Source organism: Alkalinema pantanalense CENA528, assembly GCF_050753345.1.
Classification (GTDB): Bacteria; Cyanobacteriota; Cyanobacteriia; order Leptolyngbyales; family Leptolyngbyaceae; genus Alkalinema; species Alkalinema pantanalense.
The window spans coordinates 112,384-131,521 of sequence record NZ_JBLZFX010000003.1; the positions used below are offsets into that span (position 1 = coordinate 112,384).

Annotated in this window: 19 protein-coding genes and 1 tRNA gene; 6 read left to right on the forward strand and 14 right to left on the reverse strand. The window is 50.2% G+C overall.

Features of this window, described 5'->3' with window-relative positions:
• Positions 1 to 9: 9 nt before the first annotated feature.
• From ACN4EG_RS01790 to ACN4EG_RS01805, 4 genes are all read right to left on the reverse strand, one after another.
• Positions 10 to 597 carry a sigma-70 family RNA polymerase sigma factor gene (locus tag ACN4EG_RS01790; RefSeq protein WP_431627443.1) on the reverse strand — a complete coding sequence of 196 codons (588 nt, stop codon included), beginning with the start codon at positions 595 to 597 and terminating at the stop codon, positions 10 to 12.
• A 438-nt stretch (positions 598 to 1,035) separates the two neighbouring features.
• Positions 1,036 to 1,764, reverse strand: coding sequence for a phosphoribosylglycinamide formyltransferase (gene purN / locus ACN4EG_RS01795; RefSeq protein WP_431627444.1), 729 nt, complete (start codon positions 1,762 to 1,764; stop codon positions 1,036 to 1,038).
• A 132-nt stretch (positions 1,765 to 1,896) separates the two neighbouring features.
• Positions 1,897 to 1,967, reverse strand: a tRNA-Cys gene (locus ACN4EG_RS01800).
• A gap of 39 nt (positions 1,968 to 2,006) precedes the next feature.
• Positions 2,007 to 3,215 (reverse strand): DUF1688 family protein, encoded by a 1,209-nt coding sequence (locus tag ACN4EG_RS01805; protein WP_431627445.1) that lies wholly within the window; start codon positions 3,213 to 3,215, stop codon positions 2,007 to 2,009.
• 205 nt (positions 3,216 to 3,420) lie between these two features.
• On the opposite strand from ACN4EG_RS01805, the gene ACN4EG_RS01810 reads away from it, so the two are divergent.
• Together ACN4EG_RS01810 and ACN4EG_RS01815 are read left to right on the forward strand one after the other, a co-directional pair.
• The gene (locus ACN4EG_RS01810; RefSeq protein ID WP_431627446.1) at positions 3,421 to 3,645 is read left to right on the forward strand and encodes a hypothetical protein; all 225 of its coding nucleotides are present in this window, start codon (positions 3,421 to 3,423) and stop codon (positions 3,643 to 3,645) included.
• 78 nt (positions 3,646 to 3,723) lie between these two features.
• Complete coding sequence (locus tag ACN4EG_RS01815; RefSeq protein WP_431627447.1) at positions 3,724 to 4,980, forward strand: AI-2E family transporter; 1,257 nt, start codon at positions 3,724 to 3,726, stop codon at positions 4,978 to 4,980.
• On the opposite strand, the gene ACN4EG_RS01820 is transcribed toward ACN4EG_RS01815, so the two are convergent.
• Complete coding sequence (locus ACN4EG_RS01820) at positions 4,977 to 5,711, reverse strand: ATP-dependent Zn protease (protein ID WP_431627448.1); 735 nt, start codon at positions 5,709 to 5,711, stop codon at positions 4,977 to 4,979. The two genes, ACN4EG_RS01815 and ACN4EG_RS01820, sit on opposite strands and share 4 nt — an antisense overlap.
• 85 nt (positions 5,712 to 5,796) lie before the next feature.
• Entirely contained in the window at positions 5,797 to 6,669 is an 873-nt protein-coding gene (locus ACN4EG_RS01825) for a M15 family metallopeptidase (RefSeq protein WP_431627449.1), read from the reverse strand.
• A gap of 264 nt (positions 6,670 to 6,933) precedes the next feature.
• Here ACN4EG_RS01825 and ACN4EG_RS01830 point away from each other — a divergent pair, with 264 nt between their 5' ends.
• Positions 6,934 to 7,968, forward strand: a complete 1,035-nt coding sequence (locus ACN4EG_RS01830) for a glycosyltransferase family 2 protein (RefSeq protein ID WP_431627450.1) — start codon at positions 6,934 to 6,936, stop codon at positions 7,966 to 7,968.
• A gap of 54 nt (positions 7,969 to 8,022) precedes the next feature.
• On the opposite strand, the gene ACN4EG_RS01835 is transcribed toward ACN4EG_RS01830, so the two are convergent.
• From ACN4EG_RS01835 to ACN4EG_RS01845, 3 genes are all read right to left on the reverse strand, one after another.
• A complete protein-coding gene (locus ACN4EG_RS01835; RefSeq protein ID WP_431627451.1) occupies positions 8,023 to 8,268 on the reverse strand; it encodes an RNA recognition motif domain-containing protein in 246 nt (81 codons plus the stop codon).
• Between the two features lie 515 nt (positions 8,269 to 8,783).
• Entirely contained in the window at positions 8,784 to 8,915 is a 132-nt protein-coding gene (locus tag ACN4EG_RS01840) for a hypothetical protein (RefSeq protein WP_431627452.1), read from the reverse strand.
• Between the two features lie 39 nt (positions 8,916 to 8,954).
• Entirely contained in the window at positions 8,955 to 9,161 is a 207-nt protein-coding gene (locus ACN4EG_RS01845; RefSeq protein WP_431627453.1) for a hypothetical protein, read from the reverse strand.
• Positions 9,162 to 9,520: 359 nt separating this feature from the next.
• On the opposite strand from ACN4EG_RS01845, the gene cysE reads away from it, so the two are divergent.
• Both cysE and ACN4EG_RS01855 read left to right on the forward strand, forming a co-directional pair.
• Complete coding sequence (gene cysE, locus ACN4EG_RS01850; protein WP_431627454.1) at positions 9,521 to 10,315, forward strand: serine O-acetyltransferase; 795 nt, start codon at positions 9,521 to 9,523, stop codon at positions 10,313 to 10,315.
• A gap of 772 nt (positions 10,316 to 11,087) precedes the next feature.
• On the forward strand, positions 11,088 to 11,489 hold the full coding sequence (locus ACN4EG_RS01855) for a hypothetical protein (protein ID WP_431627455.1): 402 nt from the start codon (positions 11,088 to 11,090) through the stop codon (positions 11,487 to 11,489).
• Positions 11,490 to 11,521: 32 nt separating this feature from the next.
• Here the strand turns inward: ACN4EG_RS01855 and ACN4EG_RS01860 are convergent, their stop codons facing one another.
• Complete coding sequence (locus ACN4EG_RS01860; protein WP_431627456.1) at positions 11,522 to 12,106, reverse strand: Npun_F5749 family FMN-dependent PPOX-type flavoprotein; 585 nt, start codon at positions 12,104 to 12,106, stop codon at positions 11,522 to 11,524.
• Positions 12,103 to 12,717: a hypothetical protein gene (locus tag ACN4EG_RS01865; protein WP_431627457.1), complete on the reverse strand. Its 615-nt coding sequence runs from the start codon at positions 12,715 to 12,717 to the stop codon at positions 12,103 to 12,105. Before ACN4EG_RS01865 ends, ACN4EG_RS01860 begins: the two co-directional genes overlap by 4 nt.
• Before the next feature lie 352 nt (positions 12,718 to 13,069).
• Between ACN4EG_RS01865 and nrdJ the strand changes: the two genes are divergently transcribed.
• Positions 13,070 to 16,630 carry a ribonucleoside-triphosphate reductase, adenosylcobalamin-dependent gene (nrdJ, locus tag ACN4EG_RS01870; protein WP_431627458.1) on the forward strand — a complete coding sequence of 1,187 codons (3,561 nt, stop codon included), beginning with the start codon at positions 13,070 to 13,072 and terminating at the stop codon, positions 16,628 to 16,630.
• Positions 16,631 to 17,025: 395 nt separating this feature from the next.
• Here nrdJ and prfA read toward each other — a convergent pair whose 3' ends face one another.
• From prfA to rpmE, 3 genes are all read right to left on the reverse strand, one after another.
• Positions 17,026 to 18,135 (reverse strand): peptide chain release factor 1, encoded by a 1,110-nt coding sequence (prfA, locus tag ACN4EG_RS01875; protein ID WP_431627459.1) that lies wholly within the window; start codon positions 18,133 to 18,135, stop codon positions 17,026 to 17,028.
• Between the two features lie 122 nt (positions 18,136 to 18,257).
• The gene (locus tag ACN4EG_RS01880; protein WP_431627460.1) at positions 18,258 to 18,851 is read right to left on the reverse strand and encodes a GNAT family N-acetyltransferase; all 594 of its coding nucleotides are present in this window, start codon (positions 18,849 to 18,851) and stop codon (positions 18,258 to 18,260) included.
• A 52-nt stretch (positions 18,852 to 18,903) separates the two neighbouring features.
• Positions 18,904 to 19,116, reverse strand: a complete 213-nt coding sequence (rpmE, locus tag ACN4EG_RS01885; RefSeq protein ID WP_190570614.1) for a 50S ribosomal protein L31 — start codon at positions 19,114 to 19,116, stop codon at positions 18,904 to 18,906.
• Positions 19,117 to 19,138: the final 22 nt, after the last annotated feature.

The following is a 19,138-nucleotide window of genomic DNA, read 5'->3' on the forward strand; positions in this document are numbered from 1 at the left end:
ATCGCTCCCTCATGAAGTTTCCCAGGAACCCAGAAGGATTCGTAATTTACTCAGCCCCAACCGAATGCGCGTTTTAACCGTTCCAAGGGACAAATTCGTTACGGTTGCAATTTCACTGTGACTGAGTCCATTGTAATAAGCTAACTCAATAACCTGCCGCTGTTCTGGAGGTAATTGGGCTAAAGCGGCAAAAACTTGCTGACGACGTTCCTTAACGGCAACTTGCTCGATCGGATCATGGGTACTTTTTGGGGCCGATCGCTCCGCTTGCATCGTGGCATCTTCCACCTTACCCAACCGCTGGGTTTTACGCAGGCGATCGAGCACCCGACTCCGCGCCATCATAAATAACCAAGCATCTACCCGCCCTTTTTGACTATCGTAGCGCTCTGCCGTTTTCCAGACCTGGGCAAACACATCGAGCACCACTTCTTCGCTTTCCTCAACGGAACCTAAACTACGATAGGCAACGGAATAAATAATGCGAGCATAGGCATCATACAGTTGAGACAGCGCCGTAGGATCCCGTTGAGCAATCCGGGCTATCAGAAGCTGATCCTGCGATCGATCTCGAGAGGACTCAGGAGAGGCAGACATTCTAGTTCGAGGAAGTCACAAGAGGATACCTAGCCATTGTGCCAGAGGCTATTTCTGCAACGCCAACAAAGTAATCAAACAAAAAATAACGCTCATCTCAACAATCCCAGAGGAAAAGACGCCCGACACAGAACAACCGGTGGACACTGAGGAACAGGCAGAGGGGGCCACTGGGGAGTACTTTATGGGGAGTACTTTAAAGTACAGCAGTGCTATGCTGCATTCAAAAAATAATTCACCAGAGAAAAATTAACAATAAAAAAGCAGTCCCTACCCGGTTCGGACTGCCCTTGTGCTAGACAATTAGCTTCTCAATCTGAGTATATATTGCCTGACTCAAATTGAACACACATCTCCCCCAAGGAAGATACTTTTCGTAAAATTACGGAGATGATTTGCGCAAAACCCATCAAGCATCGATAAAATTTGTCGGCTATGTCAGGAGTTTCCCATAAACTCTCGAGCGGCTGCCAAGGAGATCGCCGCCGGATAGATTTGGTGTTCTTGAATTTGGATCCGAGCTTGTAGGGTTGAGATCGTGTCCTCGGGCAGAATGGGCACAGCAGCTTGCATCAAAATTGCACCACTATCCACCTCTGGCACCACGTAATGCACAGTGCAACCCGCAATTTTCACCCCCGATCGCAAGGCTTGTTCCACCGCGTGCCCGCCTTTGAAACTGGGCAAAAGACTGGGGTGGATATTCAAAATGCGATTGGGGAAGGCTTGGATCAAGACAGGTGTCACAATACGCATCCAGCCCGCCATAATGACCCAATCCACGTCATAGGTTTGTAGGGTCTCTACGATCGCGGCATCCAAATCTTCCCGACTGGTGTAGTCTCGGTGGTTCAACAATACCGCTGGTGTTTTCAACGCCTCTGCCCGTGCTGCAACCTTGGCCTCAGGATTGTTGTAAATCAGAACTTGCACTTGGGCGTTGAGGATGCCTGCCGCAATGGCTTGGGCGATCGCCGCAAAGTTACTGCCACTGCCCGACGCCATAACCCCCAACTTGAGGGGAGGACACCCTGCGAGCAAATCCGCAGGCGGCATAGGAGGCGAAAGCAGGCAAGACTGTTCTAATCCAGAGGAAGCGGAAGTTGCAGAAGAAGCAGTTGAGGAAAATTGTTCAGCGCCCATATTGCTCAGAGAGTCACTATCCATAAATAGAGCGTGACATAGAAGGTCAAATTCACTCTGTTCAAACAGGGTATTTTAACCAAGTCGATGGACAACGGACTCTAACAAGACTCTCAATAGCCAAACGCTTGCATCAATGAAGCAATTTTTTTAAAAAGGCGGCACCCAGATTCGAACTGGGGGTAAGGGATTTGCAGTCCCCTGCCTTACCACTTGGCCATGCCGCCGCATTGCACGTTTATTACTATAACAAACGATCGCCATTTCTAGAATACTGTTCCATCACTTTCAATCAAAATTGGTGGGCTGCCATCGGGTCGTCGGGTTTGTGCGATCGTCCGTCCAGCGCTCCAGGTACCGCCTTGCAGGATTTTAGCCAGGGGGAGTTCAACAACGGTTTTTTGTAACTTCTGGCGAATGCGATCGGCCATCAGATCTAAGAGGGCGATCGTCAAAGCCCGCCACTCCACCACCAACGCCGACACCACGGCATGGGTTCGCTGGGCATCCTGGGCTTGCTTCAAGCGCAAAAGTCCTAAATCCAAGCACAGTCCTCCATTGCGATATTCAGCCAAGCCGGTCAGTTGATCCAAATCGATCATCTGCAAACCCAGTTCCATCAGGGGTTCCAGTAAGGAATAGGTCAACCACTGGGAGAGTTTATGAAGGGGAACGAGCAAAGGAGCCACCTCCGTTCGATCGTTAGCCAATGCCCCCCTAGGCGTATAGGCCCACACATCTCCCAGATTCTGTCCCTCCAGTACACAGCGTTCCGGCCACAGATCACTGAGTGATTCCAGCAGGGTTTGGAAAATCGTTACCGCCGAGAGAGATTGCTCGATCGCTTGGTGATGGAAGTAATCCACAAGATTCCCTAAACGAGGTCGATCGGAGCCGAAACACTGCGGCGATCGCGCCAGGAGATGACCCAACTTTTGCAGAATTTGCCAGCGCCCCTCCAACCCTACGATCGGATTGGTTTCGCTCACTTGCAATCCTGCCGCTAGGTCGTTGAGGGAAAGTTGGGTCAGACCCAAGGCATCGGTGGTTAAGTCGCCCGTTTGCGAAAATTTACCCTGGCAGAACAAGTCTAAACTGGCTACGGCTAGACCTTCCGAGCGCTGCCAGATCCGACCTTCCCCATCGCGATAGTGCCAAGCTCCGCCCGCCCCCGCATCCAACAACACACTGGGAATGACGAGATCAAACTGTGCCTTGGCTCGCTCTAAAGGCTCCAATCCCTGTAACGCCTGGGCAACCCGCTCGGCAGGAAAATGTCGCCAACGGCTATGGAAGGGAATATTGCCATCAGGATAATCCCGCTGCATGGTTTCAATCACAGAATCTGCCACCGCATCCAAGCGCGTCAGATCCACTTGAAAATGGTACAAGCGATCGGCCAATCCCAATTCCAGCAGACGATGGGCTTGTTCACGAATAGCATGGGGCGATCGTAGATAACTTACAGAAACCATAGGGGGTAGAAACTGTAGGAACACAAGCTATGGGCAAAAGCGAGCATGTTGGAGTTGCAACGAAAATCAAAATCCGTCCAATCTCGCCTAAACAAAAATTAGGGAGCGCTAACCGGGCATTATTGGAGACAATAAAGACGTTTCTTCCAGGATTTTGAGGAGATAGTATTCTATCTTCGCTCCAGTCTTATCAAACCCACGTTTTATGAATCATTTTGGGACTGTACTTAAGGTTTTGGCCGCGTCCATCGTCATTACCCTAGGGATAAAATACATTGCACCTAGCATCACCATCGCTCCCACACCGATGAATGCTCTCATTGCAGTGCTCCTACCCACCGTCGTTGTAGCGGGATTTTTAGCCTTTAGATCGCAAACAGCCCCCGATCGGTCTCTGCAATCAGATCGATCGACCCAATCAAATCCATAGGCAAGCAAATCATCGGTAGTCAAATCATCGGCAGTCAAATCATCGGTAGTTGAATCGAGTCAGCAGGAGAGAGGAGTGATGGAGTTAGGACATTGGGTCGGTCTTTTGGCCTTAGGCATTGCGCTATTTATTCTCTGGCAAATTCGCAATGTATTGATGCTGATTTTTGCGGCGGTGGTACTCGCCTCTGCGCTGAATACCGCCGCTCGACAAATTCAAAAACTGGGCATTAAACGAGCGCCTTCGTTAATTTTGTCGATCGTGGGGATCTTCGGCCTTCTGCTCCTGTCGGTTTGGCTAATTATTCCGCCCTTTGCCGATCAATTTCAGCAACTGACCACCCTCTTTCCTAAAGGGCTCGATCGCGTCAACACCTGGTTAGACGATGCCCGCAGCTTTGCGCCGCCTTTCCTGCAATCCTCGCTACCCGATGTCGATAGTCTGATTCCTCAACTCCAACCCCTCGCCAATCGCTTACTTGGCAGTTCTTTTACGTTCTTTTCAGGCACGTTGGGAGCCCTCTTAAATATTTTGCTGGTCGTGATTCTTGCCATCATGTTTTTGGTGGATCCTGACCAATACCGCCGGGTCTTTGTCCGGTGTTTCCCCTCCTTTTACCGTCGCCGCATCAACGATATTTTGCTCAAGTGTGAAGAGTCCCTGCGGGGCTGGCTGGTCGGAATTCTGTTCAATATGGCGGTGATTGGGGGCTTTAGTGGTTTGGGTTTGTGGATTCTGCACATTCCCTTACCCTTCGCCAACGGGATTTTGGCGGGCTTGCTCACGTTCATTCCCAACATTGGGCCTGCCATCAGTGTGGTACCGCCCATGGCGATCGCGTTGCTGGATGCACCCTGGAAGTCTGTAGCTGTCTTGCTTCTGTACTTTGCGGTGCAGCAGTTGGAAACCAATGTCCTGACGCCCTATGTCATGGCTCAACAGGTTTCTCTCATTCCTGCAGTGACGTTGTTATCACAGTTTTTCTTCGCAACATTTTTCGGTTTTCTGGGGCTATTGCTGGCCTTACCCTTAACCGTTGTCGGCCAAGTTTGGATCCATGAAATTGTGGTTAAAGATATTTTAGATCAATGGACAGAAGCAGAATTTTCGATCGTGCCCAGGAGATTCCAGAAAGCTACGACAGATCAATCCCCAACCACAGACAAGAATTCACTAGAGCAATCTCCAGCCACCACAGACGATATTGAACCTTTGGTCATTCTGCAAAGTCAGTCTGGGGAAGCGTTGATCGATCAAGTCTCTCCTACAGGCTCCCAATGTGAAGAGTCTCCAGCCCCCCGTGACTCTCTCGATCGCAATAAAGACTTAGATTAAGCTGACTGGGTAATCGTCGTAGATTTCACAGTCGTAGATTTCACAGTCGTAGATTTCACATAGGTGGCTAAAACTGATTGGCAATCCGCTACAGAGTCTCGGCGGGTTAATGCTTCCACCAGGGCATCGTAAGCTGCTGAGTTTTCTTCCAACAGCGTTTTCGCCCGGAGAATACAGAATCGTTCTTTTTGCTCCGCTTCCCCATCGGAAAATTTGAGGTGATTCAACACAGCCCGTAGCTTGAGCCGATCGTCCGATCCGCCCTCAGCGCTACCATACTGCAATTTTTCCGCTGCGATGCCTGCCATCCAAACCGTGCAGAAACGATCGAGCCACTGGGCTGATAGCTTGCCCTGTTGCAGTTGCTGGTCTAACTCCTGGGTATCAAACTGAATACCGCCTTGCCCCGCAAAGCCTTTCCGCAAAGCCTCCCACGCGGTGAGGGAATAGTCTGTGACGGGAATGCCCAACTGTTGCGCCACCAGGAAATGGCCCGCCTCATGGCGAATAATCCGTTCACGGTGAGCCGGGGAAAAGCCTGCAATCCAATCCAACAGCACATTCTGCCCCTGCCCCTGAAAGCTAAAGGCATCCAGCGTCCCGATCGCCATCATCCCAAAAATCGCGATCGCAGGCACCGCTGGCGAAATATGCAGCAATGGCCCTAACAGCGTTGTTAAGGTCATCAAAAACACCGCGATCGCCACCAAATTTAGGGACAGTTGATTCATTGCTCTAAAATTCCGCGCTCTAAAATTCTGCAAATAATACAAATGCCAGACAGGGCTGAAACGCAGATCGCCCAAGAGAACCAAGCTAGGGCATCTCTGGGGAGCTCTCCGGTGGACTACTCTCCGATGAACTATCCGATTGCGGCGTAGCAGAGGAATCTGGGGAAGTAGCCGTCCCTGAACTCTCCGGTTGTTGACCTCGGGCTTTAAAGAACGTTTCTAAACTTTGCCGATCGCCAACAAACCGCCAATGCCAGGGTTCATAGGACACCCCCTGCTTATTATTTTTGGGAAATGACAGTTCAAAGTTGTAGCGCGGTGCATTGGCTTGCAACCATTTGAAGGCCGCTGTTTGCTCAAACTCAGGACTTAAGTTCGTCGCCGGAACATTACCATCTCCAATGTCGATCGCATAGCCCGTGTGATGCTCACTGTAGCCGGGAGGCGCACTAACGGCTGCCCGCTGTTCCGCTGTTTGGATCCGTTGCTGCTTCAAGGAGAGAAAGACCTGTTCTTGTTCCGAGATCGATCGAAAGGCAGACAATGGCATTAAGCTAATGCCTTCAGCTTGGGCAGCAGCAGTCATCTCTTTATAAGCCTGGGCAGCGGCCTTGCGCAGCTTCAGCCCCCCATCTGCCGTAATTGGTTCCAATTCCGCTGCGGGAGATTCGGGATAGGGGTAGTGGTTCAGGACAGTTCCTGCTGGAGCACCTGCGGGATTGGTATTGTTAGCGGTCGAACTGGATGCAGGAGGATCTGAGGTCGGGTTACGAGAGACTGCCCACCAGCCAGCTCCCCCGATCGCCGCGACGATCGCCAACCCAGCGATGCCCATCAACGGCGTTAAGCCTTTTTTGGGCTGACTGGTTAATGTTTCCCTAGTCGCTTCTGGCAAATCATCATCAAAGGAAGACGAAGAGAGTTTTGAGGGTTTTCCGGGCCAACCAGCCTTACTCACACACAGTCTCCTTGGTAAATCCAGAAGGTAATAACCAATTTAAAGTAACAAATTCAAGTAACAAACCATTTACAGAAAATTATAGACGGCACAACCGTACAACTTGGCCCTACCACCAACCCTTGTGATCGCGGGCGTTTCCCCAGCATCTCTGAAGTCTGAGACTTTCCCTAGAGTAGACTAGATCGCCATCCCATTAACGGTTACTGTTAACACTGACGATTAATCTTGCCTATTTCCCATCTCCCGAAGGCTGTCATGGTCATGTCCCCTGTTCAAGAATCTGCGCCCCTTCCCTCCAATCCATTGGCTATCCCTGAATCACGTCCCGAATTGTCGATCGTTGTGCCGATTTACAACGAAGCAGAAAGCTTACCGTTTTTGCTCGATGCGATCGGCCAGAGTTTAGTCGAAAGTGGACTCAACCATGAAGTGATTTGTGTTGATGACGGCTCCCAGGATGGATCAGATCGGATTTTAAAACAGCAAGCTGCCGATCGCCCCCATCTACGGGTTGTCCTTCTCCGGCGCAACTATGGGCAAACTGCCGCGATCGCGGCGGGGTTCAAATACGCCCAGGGGAAGGTCGTGATTACGCTAGATGGGGATTTGCAAAATGACCCAGCGGATATTCCCATGCTGTGGAACAAGTTGAACGAAGGCTATGACCTCGTCAGCGGTTGGCGCAAGGATCGGCAAGACAAAGCACTGACCCGTGTAATTCCCTCTAGAATTGCCAATTGGCTCATCGGTCAAGTGACGGGGGTCAAACTCCACGACTACGGTTGCTCCCTTAAAGCCTACCGATCGGAACTGGTAGCAGACTTGAATCTATACGGCGAACTGCATCGCTTTTTGCCCGCCCTCGCCTTTATCGAAGGGGCACGAATTACCGAAGTTCCCGTGCGGCACCATGCCCGCCGCTATGGTCGGAGTAAATATGGCCTCGATCGCACCTTCCGAGTGGTGATGGACTTGCTCACCATTTCCTTTATGCGCAAGTTTCTGACCCGACCAATGCACGTCTTTGGGCTGTTTGGCCTGATTGCATTGGTCTTGGGTGTGCTTTTAGGCTTCTACCTAGCTTATGTGAAAATTGTCTTTGGAGAAGATATTGGCCAACGTCCGCTGTTGACGCTGACGGTATTGCTGTTGATTAGTGGGTTACAACTGTTTAGTTTCGGCCTTTTGGCGGAATTGGGAATGCGAACTTACCACGAATCCCAAGATCGTCCCATCTATCGGGTTCGTGAAGTGATTGGCGTTGCAGGAGCCGAACCGGACGATCGAACTCCCTAAGCGATTGCGCTTAGAGATCTACACCATTGTGGACGACTGCTGATTAAAGACTTGCTATTCCTTGGGCTTGGCTTTATTCAACCGCAACTGACGCCCCATCCACTCAGCGCCATCTAACTCGCTGATGGCATTATCCTCATGGGCAGCCTCGGCCAACTCCACAAAGGCAAAGCCTCGTACCCGACCTGTCTCCCGATCGGTGGGGACTACAATGCGCTTAATTGCACCATATTCTCCAAAAACCTCTTTTAAGTCATCCTCAGTTGCTTTGTAGGAGAGATTTCCAACGTAAATAGTCATGGGCTTGAACTTCCGAACGAGTAACGTTGCTGCTTGCCGCCCAAGCCCTCTCTCCTGTTTGCAAATCTTCAAAGTTACAAGCCTTTAAACTGCAAGGTTTCAAGGAATCATTTAGGGAGGCAAGAAACCTGCTGGGGAAGATCCGTCACAGCACTGATGCTACCTCGAGAAATTCATTGAGCTAGAAATTCGTTGAGATTGAACTTCTAGAACATCATCCAGTAGGCAACAATCAAGCGATATTTCAGCCATTCATCAGCAAGAGCACAATTTCCCACGACAGACCGATCTTTCTACTAGCCCTGATTTTGTCTTTTACCTTCCTTTCCTGGGATCTGCCTCAGAAGCACTGAATTCCAGTTAGGCAGGAAACTCCATATCAAAGGAAGAGAAGTCAGTCTATCTTAAGGAATAGATTCAAGATCGTAGCGCTTAATTTTCTTGCCAGTAGACAACACCGTTACAAAATTAGTGGAATTTCTAGCTAATTTTTGTAACAGCTTTTGGAATTGCTTCTATTCGTAAAGAAAAGAGGCTTTAAGTTGCAAATTCTTAATAGTGGCTGAGATAGCCGATCGGGAAGTTGGCAGGACATCCTCCAAATCAACCACCGACAGACCCGATCGAACGGCCAGAGATCGAGCCAACCCCTAACTCAGCAGATATAGACTCGACGGGGAACTCGATTAATCAATCGAAATGGATTGTGGCCCAGTGGAGGACGCACTAGTTGGCACCGTCGTTGTTGGATCAATCCCCTGCTTCACCAACCAACTTTTAATGGGATCATCATTCAAATTAAGCTTCAGCAAACCTGAAACAAAACCGCCCATGAAAGCAATCGGCTGCTGAGTTAATTCCTTCATTAATGGAGAAAGTTCTGTCAGAAACATATTGCACCTTCACACCTTGGTTATCGTAGTTGGGCACGGGTTATCACAGTTGGGCAATCGTTAATCTGGGGTTTGTCAGGCGAATCGGCGTTTACTTGGCCCTAGCTTAACTTGGCCCCAGCCTGGCTCAACCTAGCCCTAGATAATTTGCCCCTAGATTAATTTAGCCCTGTGAACTTTATTGTCGTGTTTTGTTGCGTTTTTGGGTAGTGGCATCTCTGGTGGATTCTCAGTCCATTCAGTATTGGGATCTAGGACGGTTCGGTTTTAACCCTGAGGCAGATCGGACTACCGATTCCTTCTCACCACAGACACCGTTAAGATAAGAATTGGTGTTCTTGCCGATAGAGGTGCGCTCCGTGCTGAAAACCCTGGTTGAAGACTTTACAATTATTTTTGAGCGGGATCCAGCCGCTCGCAACTGGGTCGAAGTTCTATTTTGTTATCCTGGGTTGCAGGCGCTGTTTTTCCATCGGATTGCCCATGCACTCCATCGGTTAGGGCTGCCCTTTATTCCACGCCTCATTTCCCACATCGCTCGCTTTGTGACTGGGATTGAAATTCACCCTGGAGCCACGATCGGGCGTGGGGTATTTATCGATCACGGCATGGGTGTGGTGATTGGCGAAACGGCGATCGTGGGGGATTACGCCCTCATCTACCAAGGCGTGACCCTAGGCGGAACCGGGAAACAAAGTGGAAAACGTCACCCAACCCTGGGAGAAAATGTCGTAGTCGGCACGGGGGCGAAGGTTCTCGGCAACATTCAGATTGGGAATAATGTGCGGATTGGAGCTGGATCCGTAGTACTACGGGATGTCCCATCGGATTGCACCGTCGTGGGGGTTCCGGGACGGGTGGTGTATCGGGCAGGTGAACGGGTCGAGCCGTTGGATCACAACCGTTTGCCGGACTCGGAAGCGCAGGTCATTCGGGCTTTGGTCGATCGGATTGAAGCTCTGGAACAACAACTACAATCCCTCCAAAGTCGGCAAACTCTGGCGGAATGCTATGCCATGCCTGCCGCAGAAGGGTCAGACATGCAGGAGTTAACTGATTTAACTGATTTGTCTGGGGAGGAAGCGTCCGAGCAACCTTGCTGCCAACTTCGGGACAAAGTTATTAATGAGTTTCTAGATGGTGCTGGAATTTAGTAGGAGCGTAGGATTTCCCTACAAGGTTCCTTAATTAATCACGCCATAAAACCGAGAAGATCGCACATTTAACGATCGGTGAGAGTCATCTCTTGCCGATTTTCGATCGTCTAGTCGATCGGCCCCTCGATCGTCAATATTCATGAACTTATGACAAGCCCTCAAAATTAAAGTGCTAGGATCCAGATTGAAGTGGTAGCTAAATATCCCATTGATCTTTCTAGCTTGACAGGTAATAACTCAGACATAGATCGCAGGGAAGCAGGAGTGGGGAGTTCAAGTTTAGCTGTAAGGTTTTAGCTAGAGATTTTAGTGTAGATTGTAGTGCTGGATTTTGCCTTGAGAGAGCTTGCAGGACAATTTCCCCGGCTTGGTAATAACGTTCTTAAATTGAATTCTCCATTGAGCTAGTAATGTTATCTAGACAGTGATCTTACTCAGACAATTCTGTCATCGGACTCGGGTGAGCAATTTACTGTCAGTTCAATCTTTTTCAAATTTCTCAGAAAGTTGATTTTCTGATATTTTTGTCATTTCAACTTTTGTTTCAGATATTGACGGATTGAGTTGTTTTCTATTCCATCTAGCTGATAAAGAAAATTCTTTTTTGATTCTCGTAATGGATTTCATTGAAATCATTTTCAAGCGATCGATGAAATCAGTTCAGTGATATCTGGTGTGAGCTTTGGGACAGCTACAGCTAACTAGTAGAGATTGATGAGTTTACTTGATTCCACGATTCATAAATTTCTTGACAGGAAAGGAGCAATATATGTTGCAACAAACGATTCGGATTGAGAATGAAACGCGCAATCATCGAGGAGACTTGCTAGATGCCACGATCGAGTACGAACTGCTGGAAATGAATGATGCTTTTGGTTGGGCCGTGATCCAAGCCAATAGCGCAGATCCAACCATTCATCGTGTACCCCCCGATCGCTTGCGCACTTTGGAAGTGATTGGTTCTCAGGTAGCAATTAAACCAGGCACCCGCGATCTGAAAGGTTATTTCTTGAAACGGAAATCGGGCTATGCCTTCATGGGCATTGATGACTTTGGTTGGGCGGTGATTTGCACAAATAAACATGATGCATCTTGCCATCACGTCGATCCAGACAACTTGAAGATGACACAAATTACGAGAAGCATCAGATACTCCCATGCCAAGAAATAAAGAAGACCGCAGGCCACTGCTGGATGCACCGTTTACGGATTAACTGCCTGCACTTGCCATGGAGAATTAGCGGGGCGATCGTAAATCCAACGGTTTTGCGGATCACCTCGCAATTCCAAGTGATCAACCCCTGTGGGATCCAGCAACAGGAGACAAAAGGAGACGAGGGGTTGCGTAAGATCCAAGACATCATCGGTGGTCAACAGGGCTTGGGTCGCTCGGGGCTGAGCCGGCGTTGGCCAAGCAAATTGTGCCCTTGCCCGATCGGACAGGTCTTGCCAAGCCTGCGATCGGGCCATTTGTAATGTGAGGTCAGGTTCCGTTGCCGTTACCAATTGCAACTCCCCTAAAATCCTGAATTGCTCACGGGTTTTTGGGAAATACCAACACAATTCCGCCCATCGAGAATGCTGGTAATGCTGAACTTTTTCGCTGCGGGCATCGGTGACAAACTTGAGTTGATTGGTTTCGCCCCAAAATCCTCGAAAGACGATCGTTCGATTGGCGGGTTTGCCATCGGGCCGGACTGTGGCCAATTGGGCATAGCGGCTTTCCAGTTGGGAACGATTTCGGTGGAGGGCGCGGGCTAGGGGCGATCGCCAAGGGGCCAAGGTCATGAAGTTACAGGATTAAAAACCGGAACATACCGTAGTGACTCTATCACCGCAATGGCCTCTTGGGGCGACAAGTTACTGCACTGGTCGAGTTCTGGAATGACCCCTGCACCTGTGAAGCGGTAGAAAGCAGCAGGCGCAACGACGGTACGATCGCTCAACCAACTGGATAGCAGCGTTGGCGTAGCCGATTTACCGTATCGATCGACCTCTAAGCGACCCTCGCTAAACTGGGACGCTTTCGTATTAATGGGATAGCTGGCTATTTTGGACTGGGGCAAATCACCAATGCCGCCAGAAGTCGCTTCGATCGCGAAACATTGAATCTGGGTATTAGTTACTTTTTCATACAGAACCGTGTAGGTATAACCTCCTAGCCGGGAGGATCTTTGAGTCGTAGCCAATATTTGCTTGAGGCGGAAGCCTTCTGGGACATAGCTCGGCAAGGCAACCTGCAAACCAGAAGATTGCAAAACCAGCAGTTGACGGGCTGTGGGCTGAGTCACAGGATTGTTGAGTCCTGGATCAGGAAGTTGGGCTTGGGCAATCGGGTGGAGCTGAGGAAACCCCAAATAAGTGAAGAGACAGGTAGCAACTGCGATCGTTGATTTCATAGGAACTCCAGATGCAAGATTATGTATTATTTGATGCAACTGTCTTTGTTGTTACTGTAGCAATCCCATCAAAGAAAAAAGACTGGCTCCCAAGAAAAGTAATTAAAAACTTATGATTCATAGCATGCTTCAGACAGTGCACCAGGTTTAAGCATTAAGAAATCCTGACATTTTGGCCCTCGTCTCGATTGTGACCATAAGTCTCCTCAGGAACTCAAAAAATGACTACACAATCTGAGGAACATTAGGCTATATTGGGTTCCCATATCAACCTTCACACTATCGGTAGTGTATTGCTGGGAATCACCAAGCATTTGTACTACTATATTGATCTGTCCTCAGGAGTCCCCACATGGTTCAAGACATTGAGCGCTCCAGACCTCAAAGCAGTCTGGGTGACGTAGATGCTGGAGTAGATGCATCAGTACAGTTGAACGGGCAATTCCCGGCGTCTGCCCCCGCTGCCAACCCCGTGTTTTATCGCACCTACAGCCGCAAACTCAGCGAAACTCGTCGCGAGTCTTGGGCAGAGGTCACCACCCGTACCCTTCAGGGGCTGGTCGAACTGGGTCGATTCACACCCGAAGAAACGGCGATCGTCGATCGGATGCAGCAACAGCTTAAATGCCTGCCCTCGGGGCGCTGGCTGTGGGTAGGCGGAACCGAGTGGATCAGGCGGCAGGAAAATTTCTCTGGAGCCTACAATTGCACATCTACAAATGTGATCGACTGGCCAGCCTTTGGGCTGATGATGGATTTGGCCATGATGGGCTGCGGGACAGGCGCAATTCTGGAACCGAAGTACACCGATCGCTTACCGGCCATCCGCAACCGTTTAACCGTGAAATTAGGTTGGGGTATTGGCACTGTTTCAGCCGATGAGCGCCAACAGAAAACCGTAATTACCCTCAACGGCAACCAAGTCACGATCGTGGTTGGCGATAGCCGCCGGGGTTGGGTGGACTCCTACCAAGGATTGTTGGAACTTTCCACGGACGATCGCTTCACTGGCGACGTGGAAGTCACGATCGATTTGGGCAATGTCCGGCCTGCTGGGGAGAAACTGAAGGGCTTTGGTGGCGTGGCGAATCCGATTAAGCTGCCTAGCTTGTACGATCGCTGTGCTCAGATTTTAAACAAGGCGATCGGGCGACAATTAACCCCCGTGGAATGCTGTTTGCTCATCGACGAAGCCGCTGCCTGTGTCGTTGCGGGCAATATTCGTCGCTGTTTACCGGAAGATGCTCTTGTGCATACCGATCGCGGTCTCATCCCCATCAAAGATATCCAGATTGGTGATCGGGTACAAACTCCGCTGGGATTTCAGCGGGTTGTAGATAAATTTGACCAAGGTATGCAGGATGTCTACGAAATTCAGACCAACGCAACCACCCCGCGAGCCACGCTGAATCACCGCCAAGCCGTACTCGCAAGCGCCACAGGAGAAATCGTTTGGAAATCTGTGGCAAGCCTGGAACCCGGCGATCGGCTGATGCACAGCACCCAAATTCTCTCGGGGTCTGTGACGCATCTTCCTGCGGACTTTACCAGCGATCGACCTGAACAGAGTCGTACTGCGAAACCCATCACGATTCCTGTACTCACTGCTGATGTGGCGTGGTTGATTGGGTTGACCCATGGCGACGGATATGTTGCGCTTGGGACAAACAAACATGGCAAACCTTATGGTCGCGTTGAATGGGCCATGAATGGTTTGGAACCAGAACAATCTGCCGCCATTCAAGCTAAGCTCGATCGAGCCTTAGCCCAGTTTGGTCTAACTGCGACCCATGGCAAAGTGAATGGCGAAAATACGCTGAAATCCGTTTGTTCTTCCATTCGGCTTGCTGAATATTTCCATGCTTTCATCAAGCAACCGAATGTTACTCTGACTGTTCCTAGCTTTATTTTGCAGGGTTCGATCGATGTGCGATCGGCCTATCTGGCAGGCTTGATGGACAGTGATGGTAGCGCTCAGGGTCGTCCGCCTCACTTGCTCACTTCGGTCTACCGTAGCTTTGTTCGTCAAGTGGGTGCCGTGCTTTCCAGTTTAGGGATTGCAGGTCGGATGAAACTTGTGCATCCCAAAAATGAAACTTGGCAGGTCAAATACACGCTCACTTTGCCTGCGTTCAAGTCGCAATACAATGCTTTGATTGCACCCCACTCCATCAAAGGTGCAATTCATCAAGGCTTGAAAATGTATGGATTTACCGTTCCTGGTAAAGTCATGCGTGAGGTCTATTCTTACAGTGAAATGCGGGAAATGGGCTTCCAGGGCAATCGTTCTGTGGATGCCAACTATGAGCGTTATGTTGCAGAAGCAGATGTCAATCTCGACATTCCTGTCACAGTCAAAGGTTTGGGTAGTTATGACCATGTTCAAACCTATGACATTGAAGTGGAAGAAGCACATTGTTTCTATTGCGATGGCTATCTAACCCACAACAGCGCGGGGATGCGTCAAGGCAACAGTGAAGATCACGCTTTCGCGATGGCTAAAGATAACCTCTGGCAACAGGGCGAAGATGGCAATTGGCGCATTGATCCGGAACGGGATGCGCTACGGATGGCCAATCACACCCGTGTATACCATCGCAAACCAACCAAACAAGAAGTTGAAGACGCAGTCCGCAAGCAGTTCTATTCCGGGGAAGGGGCAATTCAGTACGCTCCAGAGGCGATCGCGCGATCGAATGCAGACTTACTGCCAACCCGTGAGCAACAGCTTAAATTCATCACTGCCTATGAATCGGATCAAGGTGCAGCCTTTCTGCTCAAACTTGCACCAAATATGCCCCAGGACGAACTAGAACATCGCCTTGGCCGCTATGGTTTAAATCCCTGCGGAGAAATTTTAGGTGAAGATTTCCACTGTAATTTGGCGGAAGTGCATTTGAATCAAATCGATCCGCACAATCTTCAAGAACAGGAAGATGCCTTTACAGCAGGGGCTTTGACCGTTGCAGCGCTATTGCATCACAAATTCACTGAGCCTCGCTATCGTCGATCGCGGGAACTTGATCCGATCGTAGGGGTTTCGTTCACGGGTCTGTTCGACTTCTTTGTGAACGCCTTTGGGACGGAATGGCTGAACTGGTGGGCAGAAGGGCGGCCAGATACCGTGAAGGGCTTGGAATTCAAAGCCAAGGAACAGGAATATCTCAGCCGTTGGAAGGCGATCGTCCATCGGGTTGTTGGGGAGTACTGCGATCGTCATGTTTTGCATCGCCCCAACCGTTGCACGACGGTACAACCCGCAGGCACCAAGAGCTTGCTCACGGGTGCATCGTCCGGTTGGCACCCCCCCAAAGCCCAGCGGTTCATCCGTCGCATTACCTTCCGGAAAAATGACCCCGTCGCCTTAGCTTGCTTGGACTATGGTTACAACATTGTGCCGTCCCAATCGGATAAAGACGATGAAGGTAACTTGCTGAACGATCCGTTCGATCCGCGTTGTACAGAATGGCTGGTGGAAATTCCGGTGGAAGTGCCCTGGGCAAACATTCCCGGTGCCGATGAAGTCGCGATCGAGCAATTTTCGGCAACGGCGCAGTTTGATTTCTACATGCAAGTGCAGAAATACTACACCGCCCATAACACCAGTGCAACGATCGAACTGCGGGAAGACGAAATTGATGCATTGTCCAATGCAATTTACAACGCAGTGGAAACCAATGACGGTTACATGAGTGCAGCGCTGTTAGCCCGTTTTGATGCACCGTTCCCCCGTCTGCCCTTTGAGAAGATCGATCGGGCGACCTACTTGCAACTGTCAGCGGACGTTATCGCGCGGCGCAAGACGGATAACTTCTATGCAGCGCTAGCGAAGTACGATTCCGGTGAAGTCGTTGCGGAAGGCCCCGCCGGATGTGACAGCGACAAGTGCATGATGCCTGAAAAGAAAGGCTAATAACCAGCTAATCCAGAGCTAATTTAGCCAGTGGGAATCCTGTAGCGAATTAGATTCGTGATGAAGTAGATAATTTCGAGGTGAGCTAATTTCAGGCTCACCTTTTTTATGATCAAATTATGATCAAATATTGAGGACTGAGACATAGACCTTTTACACCAAGGCCAAGATTCCAGAATATTGGGTCATTGATATTCAGCCCAAAACACGATCGCTCCCATGCACTTTCCAGAAGTCGCGATCGTATTGACCAATTGTTTTTTGCCGGAAATTTAGAGTACTGCCAGAATCAGCCTTACCAGCAAAAAACGCTGAAGCCTCCCAACTGAGAGACTCCAGCGCCCATCACCTAAATCTCAAATCTACTCGACTTGAATCTTTCGCCTACCCAATGACTAGCCCACGGCAGCTTCTTCCGTTTCCGCTGCCAGCGCTTCTAACTGATCCTGCTGATCGCGGGAAATGCAGGTTTGAATGATCGTTTCAATATCCCCATCTAAGGATGAAGCAAGCGGGAAATTCTGATTCAAACGGTGATCGGTGACGCGGTTGTCTTTGTAGTTGTAGGTGCGAATCTTTTCCGATCGTGCCCCCGTTCCCACCTGCGATCGCCGCGCCGAGGAAATAGCATCCTGTTGCTCTTGCAACTTCATTTCATAGAGCTTGGCCCGCAAAATTTGCATCGCCCGTTCTTTGTTTTGTAGCTGCGATCGTTCTTCCGTACAGAAAATCCGAATTCCCGTCGGTTTGTGGAACAGGTCTGCCGCCGTTTCCACTTTGTTCACGTTCTGCCCACCGGCACCGCCCGATCGGGCCGTCTTCATTTCAATATCCTTCGGATCAATGTGAATTTCCACATCATCTACTTCCGGCATAATCGCCACTGTTGCTGTGGACGTATGCACCCGTCCCGAAGCCTCCGTCGCAGGCACCCGCTGCACCCGATGCACCCCCGCCTCGTACTTCAGTTTGCTGTAAACCCGATCGCCCTGGATTTCCACCACCACTTCCTTGAAGCCGCCCGCATCTCCCAGCGACTCACTCAACAGCTTGGCCTTCCAGCCTTGGGACTGGGCGTAGTAGGTATACATCCGCAATAGGTCGCCCGCCCAGATACTGGCTTCGTCCCCGCCAGTGCCTGCGCGAATTTCCAACATGATGTTTTTCTCATCGTTGGGATCCTTCGGCAGCAGCAAAATCTTGAGGCGATTTTCTAGATCCGCGATCGTATCCTTCAATTCCTGCACTTCCAGACTGGCCATTTCCTGAAGTTCTGGATCCCCGGCTGACTCCTTGAGAATTTGCTGGGCACCCGCCAAATCGTCCTGGGCTTTTTTCCAGTCATCGTAGGCCGTCACCGTTTCTTCCAAGGACGATCGGGTTTTTGCCACCCGCTGGAACTCGTTAGGATCTACAGCAATATCAGGATCCGCCAAACGGCGAGTCAGTTCATTAAATGTCTGTTCAACGGAATTGAGTTTTTCGAGTAAATACGCTTCAGCCATGGCGAGTCATCCTCATCAATCTGATAAATCTGAACGGAACAATGCATTCTGCCTACCGCAGAATCGATGCGGCCAAAAAGCAGCGATCGGGGAACAATGGGGGCCTTTCACAACCCCGCCATCTATCGCTTCCCAGGCATTGCGGTCACAGGATACTGAGTTCCAGGATGGGCCAAGTCGCAGATCATATTGAAGGAAACTCCTCCGACTCGATTAATCACGTCACTGCCTTCCACTCGTACAAAACCAAACCGTTGATAGAGCCGAATTGCGGGATTCTCTGCTCGAACATTGAGGCAAATCGCGGGATACCTGTTGCGAGCCATCTCCAGTAATTTTGCCAGAAGTTGGGTGCCAATCCCTTGATTACGTCGATCGGGATGTACTCCCATCGCCAATTCGGGGATTCCCTCAGCGATCCAGCCAAACCCCGGATCACTGGGCGACCCTAACCGCAACCAAGCAGCCCCGATCGCTTGGCCTTGCTCGATCGCGACTATTCCCAAATCGCCCGATCGCCCCCAATCTGCCCCATACCTTACTAGGCAAGCTTGCTGCTGCACAGCGGCGATCGACGGTTCATGGGCTGCATACATCAGCATTTCCCAAATAAGATCCGCATCCTGAGGCATTAGGGGCAACAGTTCGATCGTCATCGCGTAGATTGGCCACAGAGATTGGCCGCTGAGTGACTTGCCAAAGGGCTCTATAAACACAGAAATCTCGCCCCCAAGGAGAGGACGAGACTTCCTAAACTCAGGCTCAAAGCTATTTTTGCTTCATGCCATATTTCCGCATGAACCGATCAACCCGACCTTCGGTATCGATAATCTTTTGGGTTCCAGTAAAGAAGGGGTGGTTTCCAGACCAAACATCAACGTTCATGTTGGGCTTGGTTGAACCCACAACCATGACTTCTTCGCCGTTACAAACTACTTTGGCTTCGGCGTGCCATTGGGGATGAATTCCAGGCTTCGGCATTGCGATCGCTCCAATCTTCTAC